This window comes from Lentzea xerophila, assembly GCF_051094245.1.
GTDB classification, from domain to species: Bacteria; Actinomycetota; Actinomycetes; order Mycobacteriales; family Pseudonocardiaceae; genus Lentzea; species Lentzea xerophila.
Genome location: NZ_CP194934.1, coordinates 3,917,930 through 3,935,370 on the forward strand (window position 1 = coordinate 3,917,930; position 17,441 = coordinate 3,935,370).

Sequence of the window (17,441 nt, forward strand, 5' to 3'; positions counted from 1 at the left end):
TGTCTGCGGAGACTGTCTACTGTGGACGGCAGGCGGGCGGCTGGCAGAGCATGGTGCTCAGCGCCTGCGCGAAGATGTCGCTGATGCCGGCGGGATCGACGGTGGTGAACGCCCGGCCGCCGGTCGCGTCGGCGATCCTCGTCAGCTCGTCGACGTCCACGTCAGGGCCCATGCCGATCGCGATCACGGGCAACGGCCTGCGCTTGTCCTGCAGCTTGGCGAGCTCGTCCAGCAACTGCCGCTGGCTGATGGAGGCCGGGTCCTCGTTGCGGCCGTCGGTCATGATGGCGACGATGTTGATGCGGCCCAGCTCCCAGTTCTTCCTGGCCTCCTGGTACGCGGCCAGGGTGGTGTCGTAGAGGCCGGTCGCCCCGTTGGCCGTCGCGCGGGTCGCACGGACCTCCTGCACGGCCCTGCCGCTCGCGAGGTGGTCCCTGACCGGCGCGAACGGGATGATCTCCTGGTAGTCCTTGTCGCCGTCGAGCCTGGTGGAGAACTTCCACAGGCCGATCTGCGTGCCCGGCTTGAACATGCCGAGGCCCCGCTCGGCCGCGGCGACCGCGAGCGCCATCCGGGTGGTGCCGGTCCTGGGCACGACCTGGTTCATCGAACCGGACACGTCCAGCACGCCCAGGACGCGCGCGGTCAGCGTGAGCCCGCTCCAGATCCGCAGCGTCTCGTCGACGAAACCCTGGTCGAGAACCGCGGCCTGCTCGTCGGGAGCACGCAGGCCGAACTTCTCGAGGTTCGTCCCGGATCGCAGGTACGCCAGGAACTTCTCGGCACCGGCGCGCTGCTTCTCCCCCGCGTCCGGCAGCACGACGTACGGGAAGTCCAGCGGCGGCACCGGGTTCTCCGCGGCGACCGCCGTCAGCCGGGTGGCACCGGGCGTGGAGTTGTGCCGCTCCAGGGCCTGTTCGGAGGTGGGGAACACGTCCAGCGGGCGCGTGAACAGGTCGTCGGCCTGCTCGGCGTAGTCGGCGGACACGGGCCGGATGGCGGCGACCGTCGCGGCCGCCGGGTCCTTCTCCGCCGCCGCGAACCCCCGCAGTGCCAGCAGGGCCGACAGGCTGGCCGGGTCCTTCGCCGGATCCGCGATCCCACCGGCCGCCGTGGCCCCCGGCCCGATCAGCTCACGCCAGTTCTTGCCTTTCGCCGGATCCTTCACGGCGAGCACGACAGGCGACCGCGCGACGGAGATACCCGACTCCGGCACCCGCCACGCACCGGAGTCCCGCGCCTGCCGCAACCACATCGTCGACTCGGGCACCCACACCGACGGCGATCCGCCACCGTCGGCGAGCCGGCCCATGGTCTCGCGCGCGGACTCGGCCCTGACCTCGACCCGGTAGCAGTCGGCGCCCGCGTCCAAGCCGTCCGCGGCCTCGCTGAGCGCCGGCGCGACCGCGGGCGCCGCGGTGATCAGGACCGTCGCCGGGTCCGTGCAGCGCGTCGCGTTGAGCCGGTCGAGGACCGCGTCACCACCGATCCAGGCGACGATCGACAACACGAGCAGCACCGAGAGCCCGACGACGGGCGCCGTCACCCGCCGTGGTCGCACCATGGCGGACACCCTAGACAACCCGGCCCGGCACATCCAGAACTCGCCGGTTCCGGGTGCGCGGGCTCAGCAGCCGCGGGCCGACCCGGCCCCGCGAGTCGGGGTGAACTTGCCATCGCGGCCGAACCGGTTAAAGATGGCATGAAGCGGTTGAGCTTACAGCTGCGTCCTTCTTCCGGATCGAGTTTCCGAAGGGCGAGGAGGCTTCCGCATGTCGAACGTCCCACTCTGGCCGTTGCACGTGCAGCGCGAGGTGAACGGCCTCTCGATCATCGTGCGCGCCGACGGCGAGGTCGACGGGCACACCGTCGCGGCGCTGCGCACCGAGCTGCAGACCGCGTTCGCGATGGCGACGTCGCCCTACCCGGTCGTGGTCGACCTGAGCGCGGTGCGGTTCTTCTGCTCAGCCGGGCTCGACGAGCTCGTGCGACAGCACCGGCGGGCCGTCGCCGCGCGCGTCCCGTTGCGGGTCGTGGCGGCGAACCGGGCGGTGCTCCGCTCGATCACGATGACGGGGCTCGACCAGTTGCTGGAGCTCTACCCGGACGTCGAACAGGCGCTGTCCGCCGGGCGGCGGGCCCCGACCGTCTGCTGAGACACCTCACCGTCCACACAGGACTAGCTGCCCGGCGGCAACGGCGGGTGCGTCGGTGAGGCGCGGAACGCCTGGATCACGAGCGCGGCGAAGCGCCGGGCCGGTGAGGCGGCGTGGATGCCGCCGTTGGCCATGAGGACCAGGACGAGGTCGTCCAGCGCGAAGTCCGGGCGCAGGTCGCCCGACTCCTTGGCCAGCCGCGCCAGCTTCGCGACCGATCCGGCAGACGCCATGCCACGGATCGGGGTCCGCGAGCCCCTCCGCCACGATGGTCTCGCAGACCCGCATCTGGTCGGCGAACGCCTCGGTGGCGAGGAGCTCCTTGGTCGGGAAGCCGCCGGGGGTTGCGCTTCCGCACACTGAGGAGAAGTGCGGCGTCCGGCCAGGTGCTCGCCCTGACCGGACGGGACGCCTCCAAAGCCGATCACTCGGGGGCGGAACCGGACGAGCCGCGCGCGTGTCAGGCCAGCTCTTCCCGAGCCCACTCGGCGAACGTCGTGAGCGGCAGGCCCAGCGCCCTGGCGAACTCCGGACGCCCCACCATGCCGGTCCTGTTCATCCGGTCGTGCCCGGCGGCCGTCTCCGGCAGTCCGGCGGCACGGGCCTGCTCCAGCGTCATGTCCGGCGCGGCCAGCTCGGTGCCGAGCGCGCGGGACAGCACCTCGGCGATCTCCGCCATCGACAGGTAGTCACTCGCGAGTTCCAGTTCCACTCGGTCGAACCGTTCCGGGTCCGCGACCGCGTGCGCCACCGCGGTGCCGATGTCCCGCACCGCGACCAGGGACAGCCGCGTGGCGGGCTTCAGCATGCTCACCAGGCCGCCCTCGACGCCGCGCGGGAACACGTACGCGAACGACGGTGCGAGGTTCTCCATGAAGAAGCCCGGCTTGAGCAGCGTCCACCGCTCGAAGCCGGCCGCACGGAGCCGGTCCTGGATCGCCGCCTTGGCGTTCAGGGACCCTGCGGTGATCGGGTCGGCGTCGTCCTCGATCGGCTTGCCGGCGCCGTCGACGGTGCTCTGGATGAACTGCGGCACGCCCTCCTGCAGGGCGGCGTCCATCAGGTTGGCGGCCTGGGTGACCTCGCCCGCGAAGTCGATGCCCTTCTCGGTGAACGCGGGCATCTGCACCGAGAACACCGCGCGGACGCCCTTGACGGCGCTGACCAGCGAGCCGGGGTCGAGCATGTCCCCGGTGGCCAGCTCGACGCCCAGCGCCCGAGCGCGGTCGGACTCCGGATTTCGGACCAACGCGCGTACTGGCACACCTGCCGCGACGAGGGCACGGACGGCCGCGCCGCCCTGTTTGCCGGTGGCTCCTGCGACGAGTACTGGTGCGGACATGACTCTCCTCGATGACGTAGGGCAAAATGGCGGGGCCCGCCGGTTATGCGTCCGCTACGATATGGCGGGCCCCGCCATTTATCAACCCGAGGTTCGTCATGACCGATGGCCAGCGCGCCGACGCCCGGCGCAACCACGAGCGGATCCTCGCCGTGGCCTCGCAGGAGGTCGCCGCGCACGGCGCCGGTGCGTCGCTCGAGCAGATCGCCCGTATCGCCGGGGTCGGCTCGGCCACCGTGCGGCGTCACTTCCCCACGCGCTACGCACTACTGGAAGCCGTTACGTGGCACCGGGTCGAGGCGCTGTGCGAGCGGGCTCGCGAGCTGACCGGCGCGGGTGACAGCAGGGACTCGCTGCTCACGTGGCTGGACGAGCTCGTGACGTACTGCGTGGAGGCGCGCGGGCTGGCCACCGCGCTGTCCTACGAGGGTGACCCGGTGCAGGGAAGCTCCTGCGCGGCGGCGATCGGGGAGGCCGCGGAACCGCTGTTGCGGCGCGCGATCGAGGACGGCGCGGTCGAGAAGACCGTCACGGTCGTCGAGCTGGTCACGTTGATCGCCGGCATCGCGACCGTCACCGAGAACCATCGGGATCCCGCCGCCACGGCCAAGCGGCTGTTCGCGCTGACCGTGGCGGGGATCAGCCCGGTCAGCTGACCAGGGTCGCCGAGCGCAGCGGTGCGCCCGTCCGTTCGCGCAGGTCGTCGAGGGAGACGCCAGGGGCGGTGTCCACGACGACGAGGCCGTCCGCGGTGACGTCGAGCACCGCGAGGTCGGTGATGATCCGGTCGACGACGCCCACGCCGGTCAACGGCAGGGTGCACCGCTCGACGATCTTCGGGCTGCCGTCCTTGGCCACGTGGTCGGTGATGACCACGATGCGCTTGCTGCCGGCGACCAGGTCCATCGCGCCGCCCATGCCCTTGACCAGGGCACCGGGCACGGTCCAGTTGGCGAGGTCGCCGTTGGCGCCGACCTGGAGCGCGCCGAGGATCGCGAGGTCGATGTGACCGCCGCGGATCATGGCGAACGACGTCGCGGAGTCGAAGAAGCTGCCGCCGGGGATGATCGTCACGGTCTGCTTGCCCGCGTTGATCAGGTCGGCGTCCTCCTCGCCCTCGTACGGGAACGGGCCGAGCCCGAGGATGCCGTTCTCGCTCTGCAGCGTGACCGCGATCCCGTCGGGCACGTGGTTGGCGACCAGGGTCGGGATGCCGATGCCCAGGTTCACGAAGTCGCCGTCGCGCAGCTCTCGGGCGGCGATCGCCGCCATCTCGTCACGGGTCCAGCTCATGGGTCAGGCCACCTCCTTGGCGCGCACGGTGCGCTTCTCGATGTCCTTGACGCGGGGGCGCGCGACCGTGAGGCGGTCGACGAACGCGGCGGGCGTCACGACGTGGTCCGGGTCGACGAACCCGTCGAGCAGGACCTCGGTCTCCACCACGGTGATCCGGCCGCACGTCGCCACGAGCGGGTTGAAGTTGCGCGACGCGTGCCGGTAGGTCAGGTTGCCCGCCCGGTCCGCGGTGTGGGCGTGCACCAGGGCCAGGTCGGCGACGATCCCGCGCTCCAGCACGTAGGCGCGGCCGTCGAACTCGGCCTGCGGCTTGCCCTCCGCGACCGGCGTGCCGACACCGGTCGGGGTGTAGAACGCGGGGATGCCGGCGCCGCCCGCGCGCATGCGCTCGGCCAGCGTGCCCTGCGGGACGAACTCGACCTCGACCTCGTTGTCGAGGTACTGCTGCGCGAAGAGCTTGTTCTCGCCGACGTAGGACGCCAGCACCTTGCGGACCTGGTTGTTCTCCAGCAGCAGCCCGAGCCCGATCCCGTCGACGCCCATGTTGTTGGACACGATCGTCAGGTCCCGCACACCCGAGTCGCGCACCACCTCGATCAGGTCGTGTGGCACACCACTGAGCCCGAACCCGCCGACCGCGATCGTCATGCCGTCGGCGAGCAGGTCTCGTACCGCCTCCCCGGCGTCGCTCACAACCCTGACCATGCGATCCTCCCGTTCACTCAGCGGACGCACGCGAGTCAACGGCTCACCGCTGAATATGGTCAAGAAGGCTTTCGCGGAGTGAACGGCAAGCCCGGAACCGTTCACTGAGTGGACGTATCCTCGGCCAATGACCACACCTCCGGAGACCGCGCCGGGCCGGATCGCCGCCGTGCTGCGGGCGCTGTCCCGGCTGCCGGGCGCCACCGGCACAACCTCGCAGATCGGGCGGGCGACGGGCCTGGCGCGCCCGACCGCCCACCGGTTGCTCACCGCGCTGGCCGGGGAGGGGTTCGTCGACCGCGACCAGCGCAGCGGCGCCTGGTTCCTCGGCCCCGAGCTGTACCTGCTCGGCGGCGTCGCGGCCCAGCGCTACGACGTCGTCACCCAGCGGGCCCGCGGCAGCGTGCACAGACTCGCCGCCGCGACGGGCGAAAGCGCGTTCTTCTCCGCCCGCCGCGGCGACGAGACGGTGTGCCTGCTGCGCGAGGACGGCGCGTTCCCCATCCGGTCCTTCGTGCTGCACGAAGGCGCCCGGTTCCCGCTCGGCGTCGTCTCGGCCGGCCTGGTCGTGCTGGCGATGCTGCCGGACGCCGAGGTCGACGACTTCCTGGACCGCGTCGACCTCACCGAGTCCTACGGCCCGGCGCACCGGCCGGACGCCGTGCGCGCACTCCTCGCCCAGACCCGCGAACTCGGCTACTCCGTCAACCCCGGCCTCATCGTCGAGGGCAGCTGGGGCATGGCGGCGGCCGTGTTCGACCGGTCCGGCGCCCCCGCCTGGGCGTTGACGATCACCGGCGTCGAGTCGCGCTTCGGCGACGACCGGCGACCCGAACTCGGCGCGCTGCTGCTCAAGGAGGCGCACACGCTGACTCAGGCCCTCCGGCCGGGCACGTCCAGCCACGGATGACCTGCCCCGATCGCCCGCGGCGCCGGCTAGCGCCAGCCGAGTGCCGGAGCGACGTGCACGAGGATGTCCTCCAGCAGGTGCGCGTTGTAGTCGACGCCGAGCTGGTTCGGCACGGTCAGCAGCACGGTGTCGGCCTCGGCGATCGCCTCGTCCCCGGCCAGCTGCTCGACGAGCACGTCGGGCTCGGCGGCGTACGAGCGGCCGAAGATCGCCCTGTTCGGTCCGTCGATGAAACCGACCTGGTCGCGGCTCTCGCCGTCGCCACCGAAGTACGCGTGGTCGAGGTCGGTGGTGAGCGCGAAGATGCTGCGCGACACCGACACGCGCGGCTCGTGCTGCCACCCGGCCTCGGTCCAGGCCTTGCGGAACGCCCGGATCTGGTCGGCCTGCTGGACGTGGAACGGCGCGCCGCCCTCGTCGAACTTCAGCGTCGAGCTCATCAGGTTCATGCCCCGCTCGGCGGCCCACACGGCGGTGCCGTTGGACCCCGCGCCCCACCAGATCCGGTCCCGCAGGCCCGGCGCGTGCGGCTCGATCCGCAGCAGACCGGGAGGGTTGGGGAACATCGGGCGCGGGTGGGGCTGCGCGAAACCACCGCCCTCGAGCATCTTCAGGAACACCTCGGCGTGCCGGCGGGCCATGTCGGCATCGGTCTCGTCCTCGGCCGGCTGGTAGCCGAAGTGCCGCCAGCCGTCGACGACCTGCTCGGGCGATCCCCGGGAGATGCCGAGCTGCAGCCTGCCGCCGGCGATGAGGTCGGCGGACCCGGCGTCCTCGACCATGTACATCGGGTTCTCGTAGCGCATGTCGATCACGCCGGTGCCGATCTCGATGCGGCCGGTCCTGGCTCCGATCGCGGCGAGCAGCGGGAACGGCGAGGCGAGCTGCCTGGCGAAGTGGTGCACGCGGAAGTAGGCGCCGTCCAGGCCGAGCTCCTCGGCGGCGACGGCCAGGTCGATCGACTGCAGCAGCGTGTCGGCCGCCGTCCTCGTCTGCGAGTGCGGACTGTCCGACCAGTGCCCGAACGACAGAAAACCGATCTTCTTCATACCGGCGGAACGTCCATCCCTGTCATTGATCAGGTGCGAGAACTCGACGGTAGTTGAGGTGTGGCGTCACCTGCCACCGGGCGCGACGCCGATCACGATGTGACCGGGAGCGCGGCGCGGGCGTCGTACTGCCAGAACGACCGCACGCACACGGCCGCGACATTGAGGGTCATGCGACCAGCCGTTCGAGCTCGGCCACGCGGGGTGCTGGCCATTTGCCGGCGCACGCGGGGCAGGTCGGGTCGTCCGACCAGGTCATCGAGCCGGTGTGGTGCGACGCCACCCAGGCGCCGGAGCCGGCTTAGCGCCCGCCGGTGCCGGGTATGTACGAATCCGTGACCGACGTGACCTCAGCCTCGGCGGACCTGCTCGCCGAGGGCTACACCGCCGAGTTCCCCGACGCCGACGAACCCGTTCTCCGCGACGCCGAGGGCCGCGAGGTCCTCACGTGGCAGGAGAACTACCCGTTCACCGAGCGGATGCCCCGGCCGGAGTACGAGCGGCTCAAGCGCCTGCTGCAGATCGAGCTGCTCAAGCTCCAGTACTGGGTGGCCGGCACCGGGCAGCGGCTCGTCATCCTCTTCGAGGGCCGCGACGCCGCCGGCAAGGGCGGCACCATCAAGCGGTTCACCGAGCACCTCGACCCCCGCGGCACGCGGACGGTCGCGCTCGACAAGCCGAGCGAGCGGGAACAGGGCGAGTGGTACTTCCAGCGCTACGTCCGCAAGCTGCCGACCGCCGGGGAGATCGTGCTGTTCGACCGGTCCTGGTACAACCGTGCCGTCGTCGAGCACGTCATGGGGTATTGCACGAAGGCGGAGTACGACCTGTTCATGCGGCAGGCGCCGGTGTTCGAGCAGATGCTCGTCGACGACGGCGTGCTGCTGGTCAAGCTGTGGTTCTCGGTGTCCCGCGACGAACAGCGCACCCGGTTCGTCATCCGGCAGATCGACCCGGTGCGCCAGTGGAAGCTCAGCCCGAACGACATCAAGTCGCTCGACCGCTGGGACGACTACACCGAGGCCAAGGTCGCCATGTTCCGCGCCACGGACACGGAGACCGCGCCGTGGACCGTGGTCAGGAGCAACGACAAGAAGCGCGCCCGCATCGAGGCCATGCGCAGCGTCCTCGCCCGCTTCGACTACGCCGACAAGGACTCCGGCGTGGTCGGTACTCCGGACCTCCGCGTCGTCGGGCCCGCGGCGACGCTGCTGGAGGACGGCGAGGACGACACCGCGCTCAGCCCGACCCCCATCGCTCCCAGCGCGGAACCGGGCCCCGGCCTGCATCCCTGAGCCGGACACCGTCTCGCGGGAAGACCGGGTCGGCGCCAGGCACCCGCCGGTCGGGTGGAAGCGCTCGATCAGAACGCCGACCCCGCGCAGGACCTCGGCCGGGCGGTGTCCCTCGACGGCGTAGGCGCCCCGCCTCGATCGAGTGGCCGCACCCGTCACCGATGGTGATCAGCATCCGGCCGCCGAGCTCGATCACGTCGCGGTCGCCGTCGATCTCGGCATCGCTCGGCGCGGGCACGTTTAGCGGGCTCCTCCCGGAGGTACGTCCTCCCTGCTCGAACTGCGACAGGGAGGCACCACCCTTGGCCGTCGGAGACGACCCTCCGGACACCTCCCCGGTGCTGGAGCTGGACAGCGAGGTGCCCGACATCGCGGAGATCCGCAGGTGGGCGCGCTCGGCGCTGCCGCGCCTGCACGAGGACGACCTGCTGGACGTACAGCTGGTCGTGACCGAACTCGTGTCGAACGTCTACGACCACGGGCTCTTCCCCGCGCGGCTGCGGCTGCACCGGTCGGACGACGTGACCGTCGTGGTCGAGGACGCGTCGATCGCTCCCCCGGTGCTCCAGCCCTCCTCACCGCACTCCGCGCGGGGCCGTGGCCTCATTCTCGTGGACCAGCTGTGCGAACGGTGGGGCGTGACGCCGCACGCGGCGGGCAAGGCCGTGTGGGCGGTCGTGCCGTGCCTGGGCACTTCGTGATCGCCGCGCGCCAAGGCGTGGTAGCCGAGGCAGCGTCATCGCCACAGTCGAGGAGCACCACCGGGCGCGATGGTCTATCCGGCCGATGAACTACGTTGAAGTCATGGAGATCTACGACATCCCGGTCAACACCCTGGCGGGCGAGCCGGGCGACCTGAGCGCGCTCAAGGGCAAGGTGGCCCTCGTCGTCAACGTCGCCTCGCGCTGCGGCCTCACCCCGCAGTACGCCGGACTGGAGCGGCTCCAGGAGAAGTACGGCGCCGAGGGCTTCTCCGTCATCGGCTTCCCGTGCAACCAGTTCGCGGGGCAAGAGCCGGGCACCTCCGAGGAGATCGCCACGTTCTGCTCGGCCACCTACGGGGTGTCGTTCCCCCTGTACGAGAAGGTCGAGGTCAACGGCCCCGGGCAGCACCCGGTCTACCAGGAGCTCGTGCGCCACCCCGATGCGGACGGCGCCGCCGGTGACGTGCAGTGGAACTTCGAGAAGTTCCTGGTGTCGCGCGACGGGCAGGTGCTGGGCCGGTTCCGCCCGCGCGTCGAGCCCGAGGACGCCGTGATCACCGAGGCGATCGAGGCCGCCCTGCGTTAGCTGTACCCGGCCGCCGCGGTGGTGGCGGCGTGTCGGCTTGATCATGGGTGGGGCTCGCACTGTCCTGACCGCGTACCAGCGGCCCTTCGACTTCCGGACGAGGCGACCGATGTCCACTGAGTTCCCTCCAGCACCGTGGAACCTGTGCGGCCAGGGCTGGCTCACGGTCTGGACGGCACCACGCCGGGCGATACCCCAGCTGCCGCCGGGCGTGGTGCCTCTGACGGTGTTCGGCCGCGCGGTCGTGGTGTCCGCGTTCGTCGACTACCGCCCTCCCGGTCTGCTCTCGTACCACGAGTTGCTCGCGGCCGTGGTGATACGCCGGGGAGTCCGGTTGGGACTGTCCATCACGGACATCTGGGTCGACGACGAGACGTCCCGGCGCGGTGCGCGGGAGATGTGGGCGATTCCCAAGCAACTGGCGGACTTCACGCTCTCCGCCGAACCGCACCTCACCGCCGTCGCGCACACTCTCGCGGCCGCTGACGAACACCCGCACGCGGCACCGGCGCTGCCCGTGCGGATCGGCACGTCGGTGTGGCAGTCCAGGGACGGCGACGCCCACCGCACCGCGTTGCGCGCCTCCGCCCGCGTCCGGCCGACGCGGCTGCACTGGCGGATCACCCCGCAGAGCGGGATCGGCTGGCTCACCACCGCCCGGCCCCGCCTGCACCTCGCCGTGACGAACCTGCGCCTGCGGTTCGGCTGACGCCGACCCAGGTCATGACCGGAACAGGCTGACGAGGCGGACACCCGCCCAGATCAGCAGAGCGAGGACCGCGACCAGCAGGTACTCGATCAACGGAATCCGCACCACCTCGTCGATCCTGCCAAAGCCACGCCAGGAGTAGACCGCCAGCGCCGCCACCACGAACGTGCCGCCGATCCACCACCGCGCCGCCGCGCTGAGCCCGACGCCGTGCATCTGGGTGAGCACGAAGATCGCCACGAACCCGAACAGGAACATCGGCCACACGCCGTCCGGGCCGGAGTTCATGACCGCGACGAGGGTGCCGTGCACGGCGACGAGTAGTTCCAGCGTCAGCGTCCACCAGCGGTTGGTGTGCGCGGTGGTGAACATCAGGCTGCTCTGCACCAGCAGCAGGAACATGTAGAAGAACCCGATGAGGTGCCCGCTGCTCGACTCCATCGGGTGGTACCAGAACGTGTAGATCGCGGCCCAGCTGAACAGGTAGCCGTGGTAGCGCCGGGCGAAGCCGACGACCTGCGCGGAGATCGGTGCCGACCAGGTGAGGACCAGGCCGCGGCGGCGGTTCTCCATCAGCAGGACCACCACGAGCAGCAGGACGACGGAACCCTGCGAGCTGAAGATCGAGACGTCCTGGGCGAGGCCGTCGTAGAAGAGCTGCGTCTGCAGGGCGTGCAGCGCGATGAACGCGCCGTTCGCGGCGAAGGCGATGACGTTGACCCGGTGCAGGCCGGAGGTATAGCGCCGGACTCGGGTCTGCGCGTAGTAGATCAGGCCCCACGACACGACCTGATGCGCCGCATAGCCCAGCCAGGCGGACGCCCTGGTCCAGAAGGTCGGGTCCGGCAGCTTCCAGTAGTACCAGGACGCGCCTTGGTCCGGGAGCAGGACGACGCCGTGCAACCGTTGCCCCAGCAGCCACACCAGGCCTGTGAGCAGCGCGCTCGCCACCACTCCCCACATCAGCACACCGCGGCCGGACCGCAAGTTGTTCAGCACACTGAGCATTATGCAGACATTCAGCAGACTGAACAAAGCCTTGCCCACCGTGTTACGTTCAGCGGACTGAGCAAACTCGGGAGGCACTCGCGGTGGCTCGATATTCGTTGCGCGTCAACGGTGAACGACATGAGGTGGACGTCGAGGGCGACACTCCCCTGTTGTGGGTGCTGCGCGACGAACTGGGGCTGACGGGGGTCAAGTACGGGTGCGGTGTCGGTCTGTGCGGCGCCTGTACGTCCCATGTGGACGGTGAGGCGGCACGGCCCTGCGTCCGGACGGCCGCCGACAGCGCGCGGACGCGGATCACCACGATCGAGGGACTCTCCCGCGACGGGAACCACCCGGTGCAACGGGCGTGGCGGGAGCTCGACGTGGCGCAGTGCGGATACTGCCAGCCCGGTCAGGTCATGGCCGCGGCGGCGCTGCTCGCCCGTGATCCCGATCCCGACGACGCGGCGATCGAGGAAGCCCTGCGCGACAACGTGTGCCGCTGTGGCACCTACCCGCGCATCCGCGCCGCCGTGCGCCGCGCGAGCCGGATCATGCGGGAGGAACGGTGATCAGCAGGCGCACGTTGTTGCGTGGCGCGGGAGCCGGTGTGCTGGTCGTGGCGGTGCCGGTGCCCGCGTTCGCCGCCGGGGAGCTGGTGCCGAACGTCTTCGTGCGGCTCGACGACGCCGGCCGGATCACCGCGACCGTGCCGCGCCCGGACACCGGTCAGGGCGTACGGACGGTGGTGGCGCTCATGGTCGCCGAGGAGCTGGCGGTCGAGGTCGCCGACGTGACGCTGGAGCAGGCGTTCGGTGACACCGAGCGCTTCGGCTCGCAGATCGTGGCGAACTCGTCCTCGGTGCGGCAGCTCACCATCCCGATCCGCACCGCCGCCGCGACCGCGCGCTGCCTGCTCGTCACCGCCGCCGCCCAGCGCTGGCGCGTGCCGGTAGCCGAGTGCGCCGCCCGGGACGGAGCCGTGCGCCATCCCCGCCTGGGCAGGCTGCCGTACCGGGCGCTGGTCGGCGCGGCGGCGGCGCTCGATCCCGGCACCGTGCCCGTCGAGCTCACGCCACCGGAGAAGTGGCGACTGCTCGGCCGCACCCGCGACGGACGGGCCGACGCCCGCGACATCGTCACCGGGCGCACGCGGTACGGCATCGATTCCCGGCCACCCGGCGGGTTCGTCGCGGTCGTCGCTCGGCCGCCGTGGCGCGGCGCGGTGCCGCAGTCCGTCGACGACTCCGCGACCCGCGGCCTGCCCGGCGTGGTCGACGTCCTGACGCTCACCGCGCCCGCGGACGGGCAGGGTGGTGTCGCGGTGATCGCCCGGTCGACGCACCAGGCGTTGCGCGGCAGGGACGCGTTGCGGATCTCCTGGGGCGGTGGCACTCCCGGTGCGGACAGCCGCGGGTGGCTCGCTGACCTGCGGGCCGCGTTGCCCGCGCGGAGCCCGATCACCGGCTTCGAGCGCGTCTACGAGATGCCGTTGCTCGCGCACGCGCCGATGGAACCGATGAACGCCACCGCGCATGTTCGCCCTGATGGCGTGACCGTCTGGGCGCCGACACAGGATCCCGGCGGGCTGCGCACCCAGCTGGCCCGTCAGCTCGGTGTGCCCGCAACGGCCGTACGGGTGGAGGCGACGGCGGCCGGTGGCGCGTTCGGGCGCCGTGTCGAACCCGACCCGGTGCTGGAGGCGGTGGCCTGCTCCCGCCGCGTGGGCGCGCCCGTGCAGGTGTTGTGGACTCGTGCCGACGACATGCGCCACGACTCCTACCGGCCGATGTCCGTCCACCGGATGAGCGCGGAGATCGGCGCCGGCGGGCTGCCCGTCCGGCGGGCGCACGAGGTCGTGACCTGGCCGTTGACCGTCCTGCCGTTCTTCGCCGACCCGGCGTTGATCAAGGCGAGCGGCGACCACTTCCCGTACACCGTGCCCGGCGACGTCACGGTCACCGTGCGGCCCGCGCCGCTGCGCACCGGGTTCTGGCGTGCCGTGTACGCCGGGCAGTTCGTCTACGCCGAGGAGAACTTCCTCAGCGAGATCGGCGCGCGGTCCGGCCTCGACCAGGTCGCGCTGCGCCGGTCCCTGCTACCCGCGGACTCGCGGCTGCACCGCGTGCTCGACACCGTCGCCGACCGCGCCCGCTGGAACAAGCCACCCGCACGCGGCACCGCGCGTGGCGTCGCCTGCCTGGAGGAGTACGGCTCCGCGATCGCCGTGATCGCCGTCGCGGAACCGGCGTCGCGCCGGGTACTGCGCGTGCACGCGGCGGTCGACGTCGGCGTGGCGCTGCACCCGTCCGGAGTCCGCGCGCAGGTGGAAGGCTGCGTGGTCGACGCACTGTCCACTGTGCTCGGTGCCCAGATCACCGTCCGGGAGGGACGGGTCGCGGAGTCGTCGTACGGCGACTACACGTGGGCGCGGATCGGCCAGACCCCCGACATCGACGTCACGATCGTGCGGTCGAACGCCCCGCTCGGCGGCCTGGGCGAACTCGCCTACTCGCCCGCGGCCGCCGCCATCGCGGCAGCACTGGCGGGCGGCACGCCCGTCACCGGCATGCCGTTCGGGACCGGCGTGGGGTGATCGGACCGGTCTGGGATGATGGCGCCGTGGCCGAGGGAGACGAACTGGCGGTGGCGCACCGCCCGGACCAGGTGGGCGCGGACGTGGCCTCCTGGCCGACCGGCAGGCTCCTGTCGGTCGCGGCCCGCGTCGTCGAGAAGCGCTTCGAGGACTTCCTGGCGGGCCGCGGCCTCACCCACGCGGGCATGATCACCCTGCACCACCTCGCCGACGGCCCGCGATCGCAACGCGAACTGGCCCTGCTCTGCCGCGTCACCGACCAGACCATGAGCCGCACCATCGAGCACCTCGACCGCGGCGGCCACGTGGTGCGCAGCCAGGACCAGCACGACCGCCGGCGGACGTCGGTGAAGATCACCCCGTCCGGCCGCCGCGCGCTGGCCGCCGCCCGCCGCGAGGAACGCGAGTCCGACACGCTGCTCGGCGCGGTGGACGACTACGAGCACTTCCGGCGCCAGCTGATCGCGCTGATCGCGGCGGCCACGTCCACAGAGGACTGACCGGCGCACCCGGCGGGTGGACGGAGCCGAGTTGACGATGCGACCGGCCACCAGCCGCTCAACCCCCGCACGACTCCCGGACCACCAGGCGCGTCGGCAACACCGCCGGCTCCTCGCGCCCGGCACCGGTGATCATGGCCATGATCGCCTTGGCCGCCGCCACCCCGAACCCAGGCTTGTCCTGCGCCACCGTCGTCAGCGCCGGCTCGACCACCGAGGCGATCTCGATGTCGTCGAACCCCACCAGCGCCAGGTCGTCCGGCACCCGCAGCCCTGCCGCGCGGGCGGCCAGCAGCGCGCCGACCGCCATCTCGTCGCTGGCCGCGAACACTGCGGTGGGCGGCTCGGCCAACGCCAGAAGCCGTTGCATGGCAGCGGTTCCGCTCGCCCGGTAGAAGTCTCCCGCGACGACGTAGTCCTCACGCACCGGCAGGCCCGAATCGCGCAACCCCTTGCGGTAGCCCGAAACGCGGGCCTGGGAGGGCTGGTTGCCGGGCGGGCCGGTGATCGTGGCGATGCGCGTGTGGCCGAGTGCGGCCAGGTGGCGAGTGGCCTCCCGTGCACCGCCCTCGTTGTCCGACGTCACGTAGGTGGCCCTGGGGCCGTCGACGGCGACGTCCAGCGCGACGCACGGGACGCCTGACTGGGCGAAGGCTTCGAACGCCCCGGCGTCGGATCCGCTGTCGATCAGCACCAGTCCGCCGAGGTGGTGGCGGCGGGTCATGTTCACGTAGCCGACCGGGTCCGCGAGCGAGGCGCCGACCTCACGGGCGTCGCCGCTGGTCGCGAGCATCAGCAGGTGGTAGCCGTGGGCGCTGAGCGCGGACTTCAGGCCGATCAGCAGGTCCTGCAGGTACGGGTGCCGCCAGCCGGGCCTGCGGTGGTCGGTGTCCCAGACCAGTCCGATCATCGTGGACTGCTTCGTCGACAACGCCCGCGCGGCCTCGTTCGGCCGGTAGTCCAGCTCCTTCGCGACCCGCAGGACACGTTCGCGCGTTTCCTCGTTCACCGTTTCCGGCTGGTTGAAGACGCGCGACACCGTCGCCACGGACACGCCGCAGAGCTGGGCGATCTCACGCCCGGTCGCCATCGGATCCTCCGTTTCACCGTAAGCGGTTACATCACCCTAGGAGCAGCAGTTTCCCTAGTCAAACAGGTGCACGTCCGAAGCCGTTTATCCTTTTGTTACTTGACGGACACCACGTAACCCGGTTGTCATAGGCGCCACACATCTTCGGCCGGCGTTTCATCTCGACTCCGGCTCACCTGTTCCAGCACGACCCTTTTCTGCTTCAGCGCGCCCAAAAAACGACGCAAGATCGACGGAGGCCTGGAAAATGCGCCCCAAAGCACTCGCCCTCGGCTGCGCCGCCCTGGCGACCGCCGTGGTGCTCAGCGGTTGCGGCAGCGACACCGCGTCCGGTGGCAAGACCAAGCTGACCATCGGGTTGTTCGGCAACTTCGGGTACGCCGAGCTGCTCAAGGAGTACGCGAGCATGCACCCGGACATCGAGATCAGCGACCGGACCGCCTCCTACTCCGACCACCACAAGAACCTCGCCGCGCACCTCGCCACCAACAACGGCACCGCGGACATCGAGGCGGTCGACACCGGCTACATCAACCAGTTCAAGGCGACGCCGGACAAGTTCGTCGACCTCAACACCAAGGGCGGTGACCAGCTCAAGGACCGCTGGCTGCCGTGGAAGTGGGAGGGCTCGCTCAGCAAGGACGGCAAGCAGATCGGCTACGGCACCGACGTCGGCGGCCTCGCCATCTGCTACCGCCGCGACCTGCTGCAGAACGCCGGGCTGCCCGCCGACCGCGACCAGGTCGCCGCGCTGTGGCCGACCTGGGAGAAGTTCATGGCCGCGGGCAAGGAGTTCCAGAAGAAGGCGCCCGAGGGCGTGAAGTGGTTCGACGGCGGCCCGACCGTCCTCAACGCGATCGTCGGCCAGGCGTCCGTCGGCTACTACGACAAGTCCGACAAGATCGTCGTCGGCGAGAACAAGGAGATCAAGGCGGCCTGGGACCTCGTCGTCGACGGCGTGCAGTCAGACCTGTCGTCGAAGCTGCTGTTCTCCACGCCCACCTGGAACACCGGGTTCAAGCAGGGCCAGTTCGCGACCGTGCCGTGCCCCGCCTGGCAGATGGCCAAGATCAAGGACCAGGCCGGTCCGGAGGCCGCCGGCAAGTGGGACGTCACGTCGGTGCCCGGCGGTGGCGGCAACTGGGGCGGCTCGTACCTCACCGTTCCCAAGTCGGGCAAGAACGTCGACAAGGCCGTGGAGCTGGCGGCGTGGCTGACCGCGCCCGAGCAGCAGGCCAAGGTGTTCAAGAGCGCCGGGCTGCTGCCGTCGATCCCGAAGCTGTACGACGACCCGTCGATCGTGGACTACAAGAACCCGTACTTCAACGACGCTCCCATCGGCAAGCTGTTCACCGACGCGGCGAAGAAGCTGAACCCGCAGTACCAGGGCCCGAAGGCAGGCGACATCCAGACCGCGATCGGCAACGCGATGCAGCGCGTGGAGCAGGGCAAGCAGAACGGCGAGGAGTCGTGGCGCCAGTTCGTCGGCGACGTCCAGAAGTGACGAGCTGAC

Annotated in this window: 19 protein-coding genes; 11 read left to right on the plus strand and 8 right to left on the minus strand. The window is 70.9% G+C overall.

The genetic code is table 11. From position 1 onward, the window contains the following. Nucleotides 1–16: 16 nt before the first annotated feature. Nucleotides 17–1,564 (minus strand): substrate-binding and VWA domain-containing protein, encoded by a 1,548-nt coding sequence (locus ACRSBM_RS18685; RefSeq protein ID WP_434444843.1) that lies wholly within the window; start codon nucleotides 1,562–1,564, stop codon nucleotides 17–19. Nucleotides 1,565–1,772: 208 nt separating this feature from the next. On the opposite strand from ACRSBM_RS18685, the gene ACRSBM_RS18690 reads away from it, so the two are divergent. Then, nucleotides 1,773–2,156 (plus strand): STAS domain-containing protein, encoded by a 384-nt coding sequence (locus tag ACRSBM_RS18690; protein WP_434444845.1) that lies wholly within the window; start codon nucleotides 1,773–1,775, stop codon nucleotides 2,154–2,156. 23 nt (nucleotides 2,157–2,179) lie between these two features. On the opposite strand, the gene ACRSBM_RS18695 is transcribed toward ACRSBM_RS18690, so the two are convergent. After that, nucleotides 2,180–2,389: a hypothetical protein gene (locus ACRSBM_RS18695; protein ID WP_434444847.1), complete on the minus strand. Its 210-nt coding sequence runs from the start codon at nucleotides 2,387–2,389 to the stop codon at nucleotides 2,180–2,182. A gap of 227 nt (nucleotides 2,390–2,616) precedes the next feature. Then, a complete protein-coding gene (locus ACRSBM_RS18700; RefSeq protein WP_434444850.1) occupies nucleotides 2,617–3,498 on the minus strand; it encodes an NmrA family NAD(P)-binding protein in 882 nt (293 codons plus the stop codon). A gap of 98 nt (nucleotides 3,499–3,596) precedes the next feature. On the opposite strand from ACRSBM_RS18700, the gene ACRSBM_RS18705 reads away from it, so the two are divergent. Continuing rightward, nucleotides 3,597–4,154 carry a TetR/AcrR family transcriptional regulator gene (locus ACRSBM_RS18705; protein ID WP_434444852.1) on the plus strand — a complete coding sequence of 186 codons (558 nt, stop codon included), beginning with the start codon at nucleotides 3,597–3,599 and terminating at the stop codon, nucleotides 4,152–4,154. Here ACRSBM_RS18705 and ACRSBM_RS18710 read toward each other — a convergent pair. Both ACRSBM_RS18710 and ACRSBM_RS18715 read right to left on the minus strand, forming a co-directional pair. Further along, nucleotides 4,147–4,791: a CoA transferase subunit B gene (locus ACRSBM_RS18710; RefSeq protein ID WP_434444854.1), complete on the minus strand. Its 645-nt coding sequence runs from the start codon at nucleotides 4,789–4,791 to the stop codon at nucleotides 4,147–4,149. The genes ACRSBM_RS18705 and ACRSBM_RS18710 overlap by 8 nt on opposite strands. A gap of 3 nt (nucleotides 4,792–4,794) precedes the next feature. Then, nucleotides 4,795–5,499 carry a CoA transferase subunit A gene (locus tag ACRSBM_RS18715; protein ID WP_434444856.1) on the minus strand — a complete coding sequence of 235 codons (705 nt, stop codon included), beginning with the start codon at nucleotides 5,497–5,499 and terminating at the stop codon, nucleotides 4,795–4,797. A gap of 127 nt (nucleotides 5,500–5,626) precedes the next feature. Between ACRSBM_RS18715 and ACRSBM_RS18720 the strand changes: the two genes are divergently transcribed. After that, nucleotides 5,627–6,409, plus strand: a complete 783-nt coding sequence (locus ACRSBM_RS18720) for an IclR family transcriptional regulator (protein ID WP_434444858.1) — start codon at nucleotides 5,627–5,629, stop codon at nucleotides 6,407–6,409. Nucleotides 6,410–6,435: 26 nt separating this feature from the next. Here ACRSBM_RS18720 and ACRSBM_RS18725 read toward each other — a convergent pair whose 3' ends face one another. Beyond that, the gene (locus tag ACRSBM_RS18725) at nucleotides 6,436–7,458 is read right to left on the minus strand and encodes an LLM class flavin-dependent oxidoreductase (RefSeq protein WP_434444860.1); all 1,023 of its coding nucleotides are present in this window, start codon (nucleotides 7,456–7,458) and stop codon (nucleotides 6,436–6,438) included. A gap of 335 nt (nucleotides 7,459–7,793) precedes the next feature. On the opposite strand from ACRSBM_RS18725, the gene ppk2 reads away from it, so the two are divergent. The 4 genes from ppk2 (at nucleotide 7,794) to ACRSBM_RS18745 (ending at nucleotide 10,752) form a co-directional block, all read left to right on the plus strand. Beyond that, entirely contained in the window at nucleotides 7,794–8,753 is a 960-nt protein-coding gene (ppk2, locus tag ACRSBM_RS18730; protein ID WP_434444861.1) for a polyphosphate kinase 2, read from the plus strand. A gap of 302 nt (nucleotides 8,754–9,055) precedes the next feature. After that, nucleotides 9,056–9,454: an ATP-binding protein gene (locus ACRSBM_RS18735; RefSeq protein ID WP_434444864.1), complete on the plus strand. Its 399-nt coding sequence runs from the start codon at nucleotides 9,056–9,058 to the stop codon at nucleotides 9,452–9,454. A gap of 103 nt (nucleotides 9,455–9,557) precedes the next feature. Continuing rightward, complete coding sequence (locus ACRSBM_RS18740; RefSeq protein WP_434453112.1) at nucleotides 9,558–10,043, plus strand: glutathione peroxidase; 486 nt, start codon at nucleotides 9,558–9,560, stop codon at nucleotides 10,041–10,043. Between the two features lie 109 nt (nucleotides 10,044–10,152). Then, on the plus strand, nucleotides 10,153–10,752 hold the full coding sequence (locus ACRSBM_RS18745; protein ID WP_434444866.1) for an acetoacetate decarboxylase family protein: 600 nt from the start codon (nucleotides 10,153–10,155) through the stop codon (nucleotides 10,750–10,752). Nucleotides 10,753–10,764: 12 nt separating this feature from the next. Here ACRSBM_RS18745 and ACRSBM_RS18750 read toward each other — a convergent pair whose 3' ends face one another. Continuing rightward, nucleotides 10,765–11,751, minus strand: coding sequence for a hypothetical protein (locus ACRSBM_RS18750; RefSeq protein ID WP_434444868.1), 987 nt, complete (start codon nucleotides 11,749–11,751; stop codon nucleotides 10,765–10,767). Between the two features lie 92 nt (nucleotides 11,752–11,843). Here ACRSBM_RS18750 and ACRSBM_RS18755 point away from each other — a divergent pair, with 92 nt between their 5' ends. From ACRSBM_RS18755 to ACRSBM_RS18765, 3 genes are read left to right on the plus strand one after another with little or no spacing between them, the layout of a single operon-like run. Further along, the gene (locus tag ACRSBM_RS18755) at nucleotides 11,844–12,314 is read left to right on the plus strand and encodes a (2Fe-2S)-binding protein (RefSeq protein ID WP_434444870.1); all 471 of its coding nucleotides are present in this window, start codon (nucleotides 11,844–11,846) and stop codon (nucleotides 12,312–12,314) included. Then, nucleotides 12,311–14,338 carry a molybdopterin cofactor-binding domain-containing protein gene (locus ACRSBM_RS18760; RefSeq protein WP_434444872.1) on the plus strand — a complete coding sequence of 676 codons (2,028 nt, stop codon included), beginning with the start codon at nucleotides 12,311–12,313 and terminating at the stop codon, nucleotides 14,336–14,338. The genes ACRSBM_RS18755 and ACRSBM_RS18760 overlap by 4 nt, the downstream gene beginning before the upstream one ends. 26 nt (nucleotides 14,339–14,364) lie before the next feature. After that, nucleotides 14,365–14,838, plus strand: a complete 474-nt coding sequence (locus ACRSBM_RS18765) for a MarR family winged helix-turn-helix transcriptional regulator (RefSeq protein ID WP_434444874.1) — start codon at nucleotides 14,365–14,367, stop codon at nucleotides 14,836–14,838. Nucleotides 14,839–14,896: 58 nt separating this feature from the next. Here ACRSBM_RS18765 and ACRSBM_RS18770 read toward each other — a convergent pair whose 3' ends face one another. After that, nucleotides 14,897–15,928, minus strand: coding sequence for a LacI family DNA-binding transcriptional regulator (locus ACRSBM_RS18770; protein WP_434444876.1), 1,032 nt, complete (start codon nucleotides 15,926–15,928; stop codon nucleotides 14,897–14,899). Between the two features lie 247 nt (nucleotides 15,929–16,175). Here ACRSBM_RS18770 and ACRSBM_RS18775 point away from each other — a divergent pair, with 247 nt between their 5' ends. Beyond that, nucleotides 16,176–17,432: an ABC transporter substrate-binding protein gene (locus ACRSBM_RS18775; protein WP_434444878.1), complete on the plus strand. Its 1,257-nt coding sequence runs from the start codon at nucleotides 16,176–16,178 to the stop codon at nucleotides 17,430–17,432. Nucleotides 17,433–17,441: the final 9 nt, after the last annotated feature.

What these genes read in the sequence shown, in the direction of transcription:
- ACRSBM_RS18685 (WP_434444843.1), bottom strand. Translation starts at nt 1,564, where the DNA reads ATGGTGCGACCACGGCGGGTGACGGCGCCCGTCGTCGGGCTCTCGGTG.
- ACRSBM_RS18690 (WP_434444845.1), top strand. Translation starts at nt 1,773, where the DNA reads ATGTCGAACGTCCCACTCTGGCCGTTGCACGTGCAGCGCGAGGTGAAC.
- ACRSBM_RS18695 (WP_434444847.1), bottom strand. Translation starts at nt 2,389, where the DNA reads ATGGCGTCTGCCGGATCGGTCGCGAAGCTGGCGCGGCTGGCCAAGGAG.
- ACRSBM_RS18700 (WP_434444850.1), bottom strand. Translation starts at nt 3,498, where the DNA reads ATGTCCGCACCAGTACTCGTCGCAGGAGCCACCGGCAAACAGGGCGGC.
- ACRSBM_RS18705 (WP_434444852.1), top strand. Translation starts at nt 3,597, where the DNA reads ATGACCGATGGCCAGCGCGCCGACGCCCGGCGCAACCACGAGCGGATC.
- ACRSBM_RS18710 (WP_434444854.1), bottom strand. Translation starts at nt 4,791, where the DNA reads ATGAGCTGGACCCGTGACGAGATGGCGGCGATCGCCGCCCGAGAGCTG.
- ACRSBM_RS18715 (WP_434444856.1), bottom strand. Translation starts at nt 5,499, where the DNA reads ATGGTCAGGGTTGTGAGCGACGCCGGGGAGGCGGTACGAGACCTGCTC.
- ACRSBM_RS18720 (WP_434444858.1), top strand. Translation starts at nt 5,627, where the DNA reads ATGACCACACCTCCGGAGACCGCGCCGGGCCGGATCGCCGCCGTGCTG.
- ACRSBM_RS18725 (WP_434444860.1), bottom strand. Translation starts at nt 7,458, where the DNA reads ATGAAGAAGATCGGTTTTCTGTCGTTCGGGCACTGGTCGGACAGTCCG.
- ACRSBM_RS18740 (WP_434453112.1), top strand. Translation starts at nt 9,558, where the DNA reads ATGGAGATCTACGACATCCCGGTCAACACCCTGGCGGGCGAGCCGGGC.
- ACRSBM_RS18745 (WP_434444866.1), top strand. Translation starts at nt 10,153, where the DNA reads ATGTCCACTGAGTTCCCTCCAGCACCGTGGAACCTGTGCGGCCAGGGC.
- ACRSBM_RS18770 (WP_434444876.1), bottom strand. Translation starts at nt 15,928, where the DNA reads ATGGCGACCGGGCGTGAGATCGCCCAGCTCTGCGGCGTGTCCGTGGCG.
- ACRSBM_RS18775 (WP_434444878.1), top strand. Translation starts at nt 16,176, where the DNA reads ATGCGCCCCAAAGCACTCGCCCTCGGCTGCGCCGCCCTGGCGACCGCC.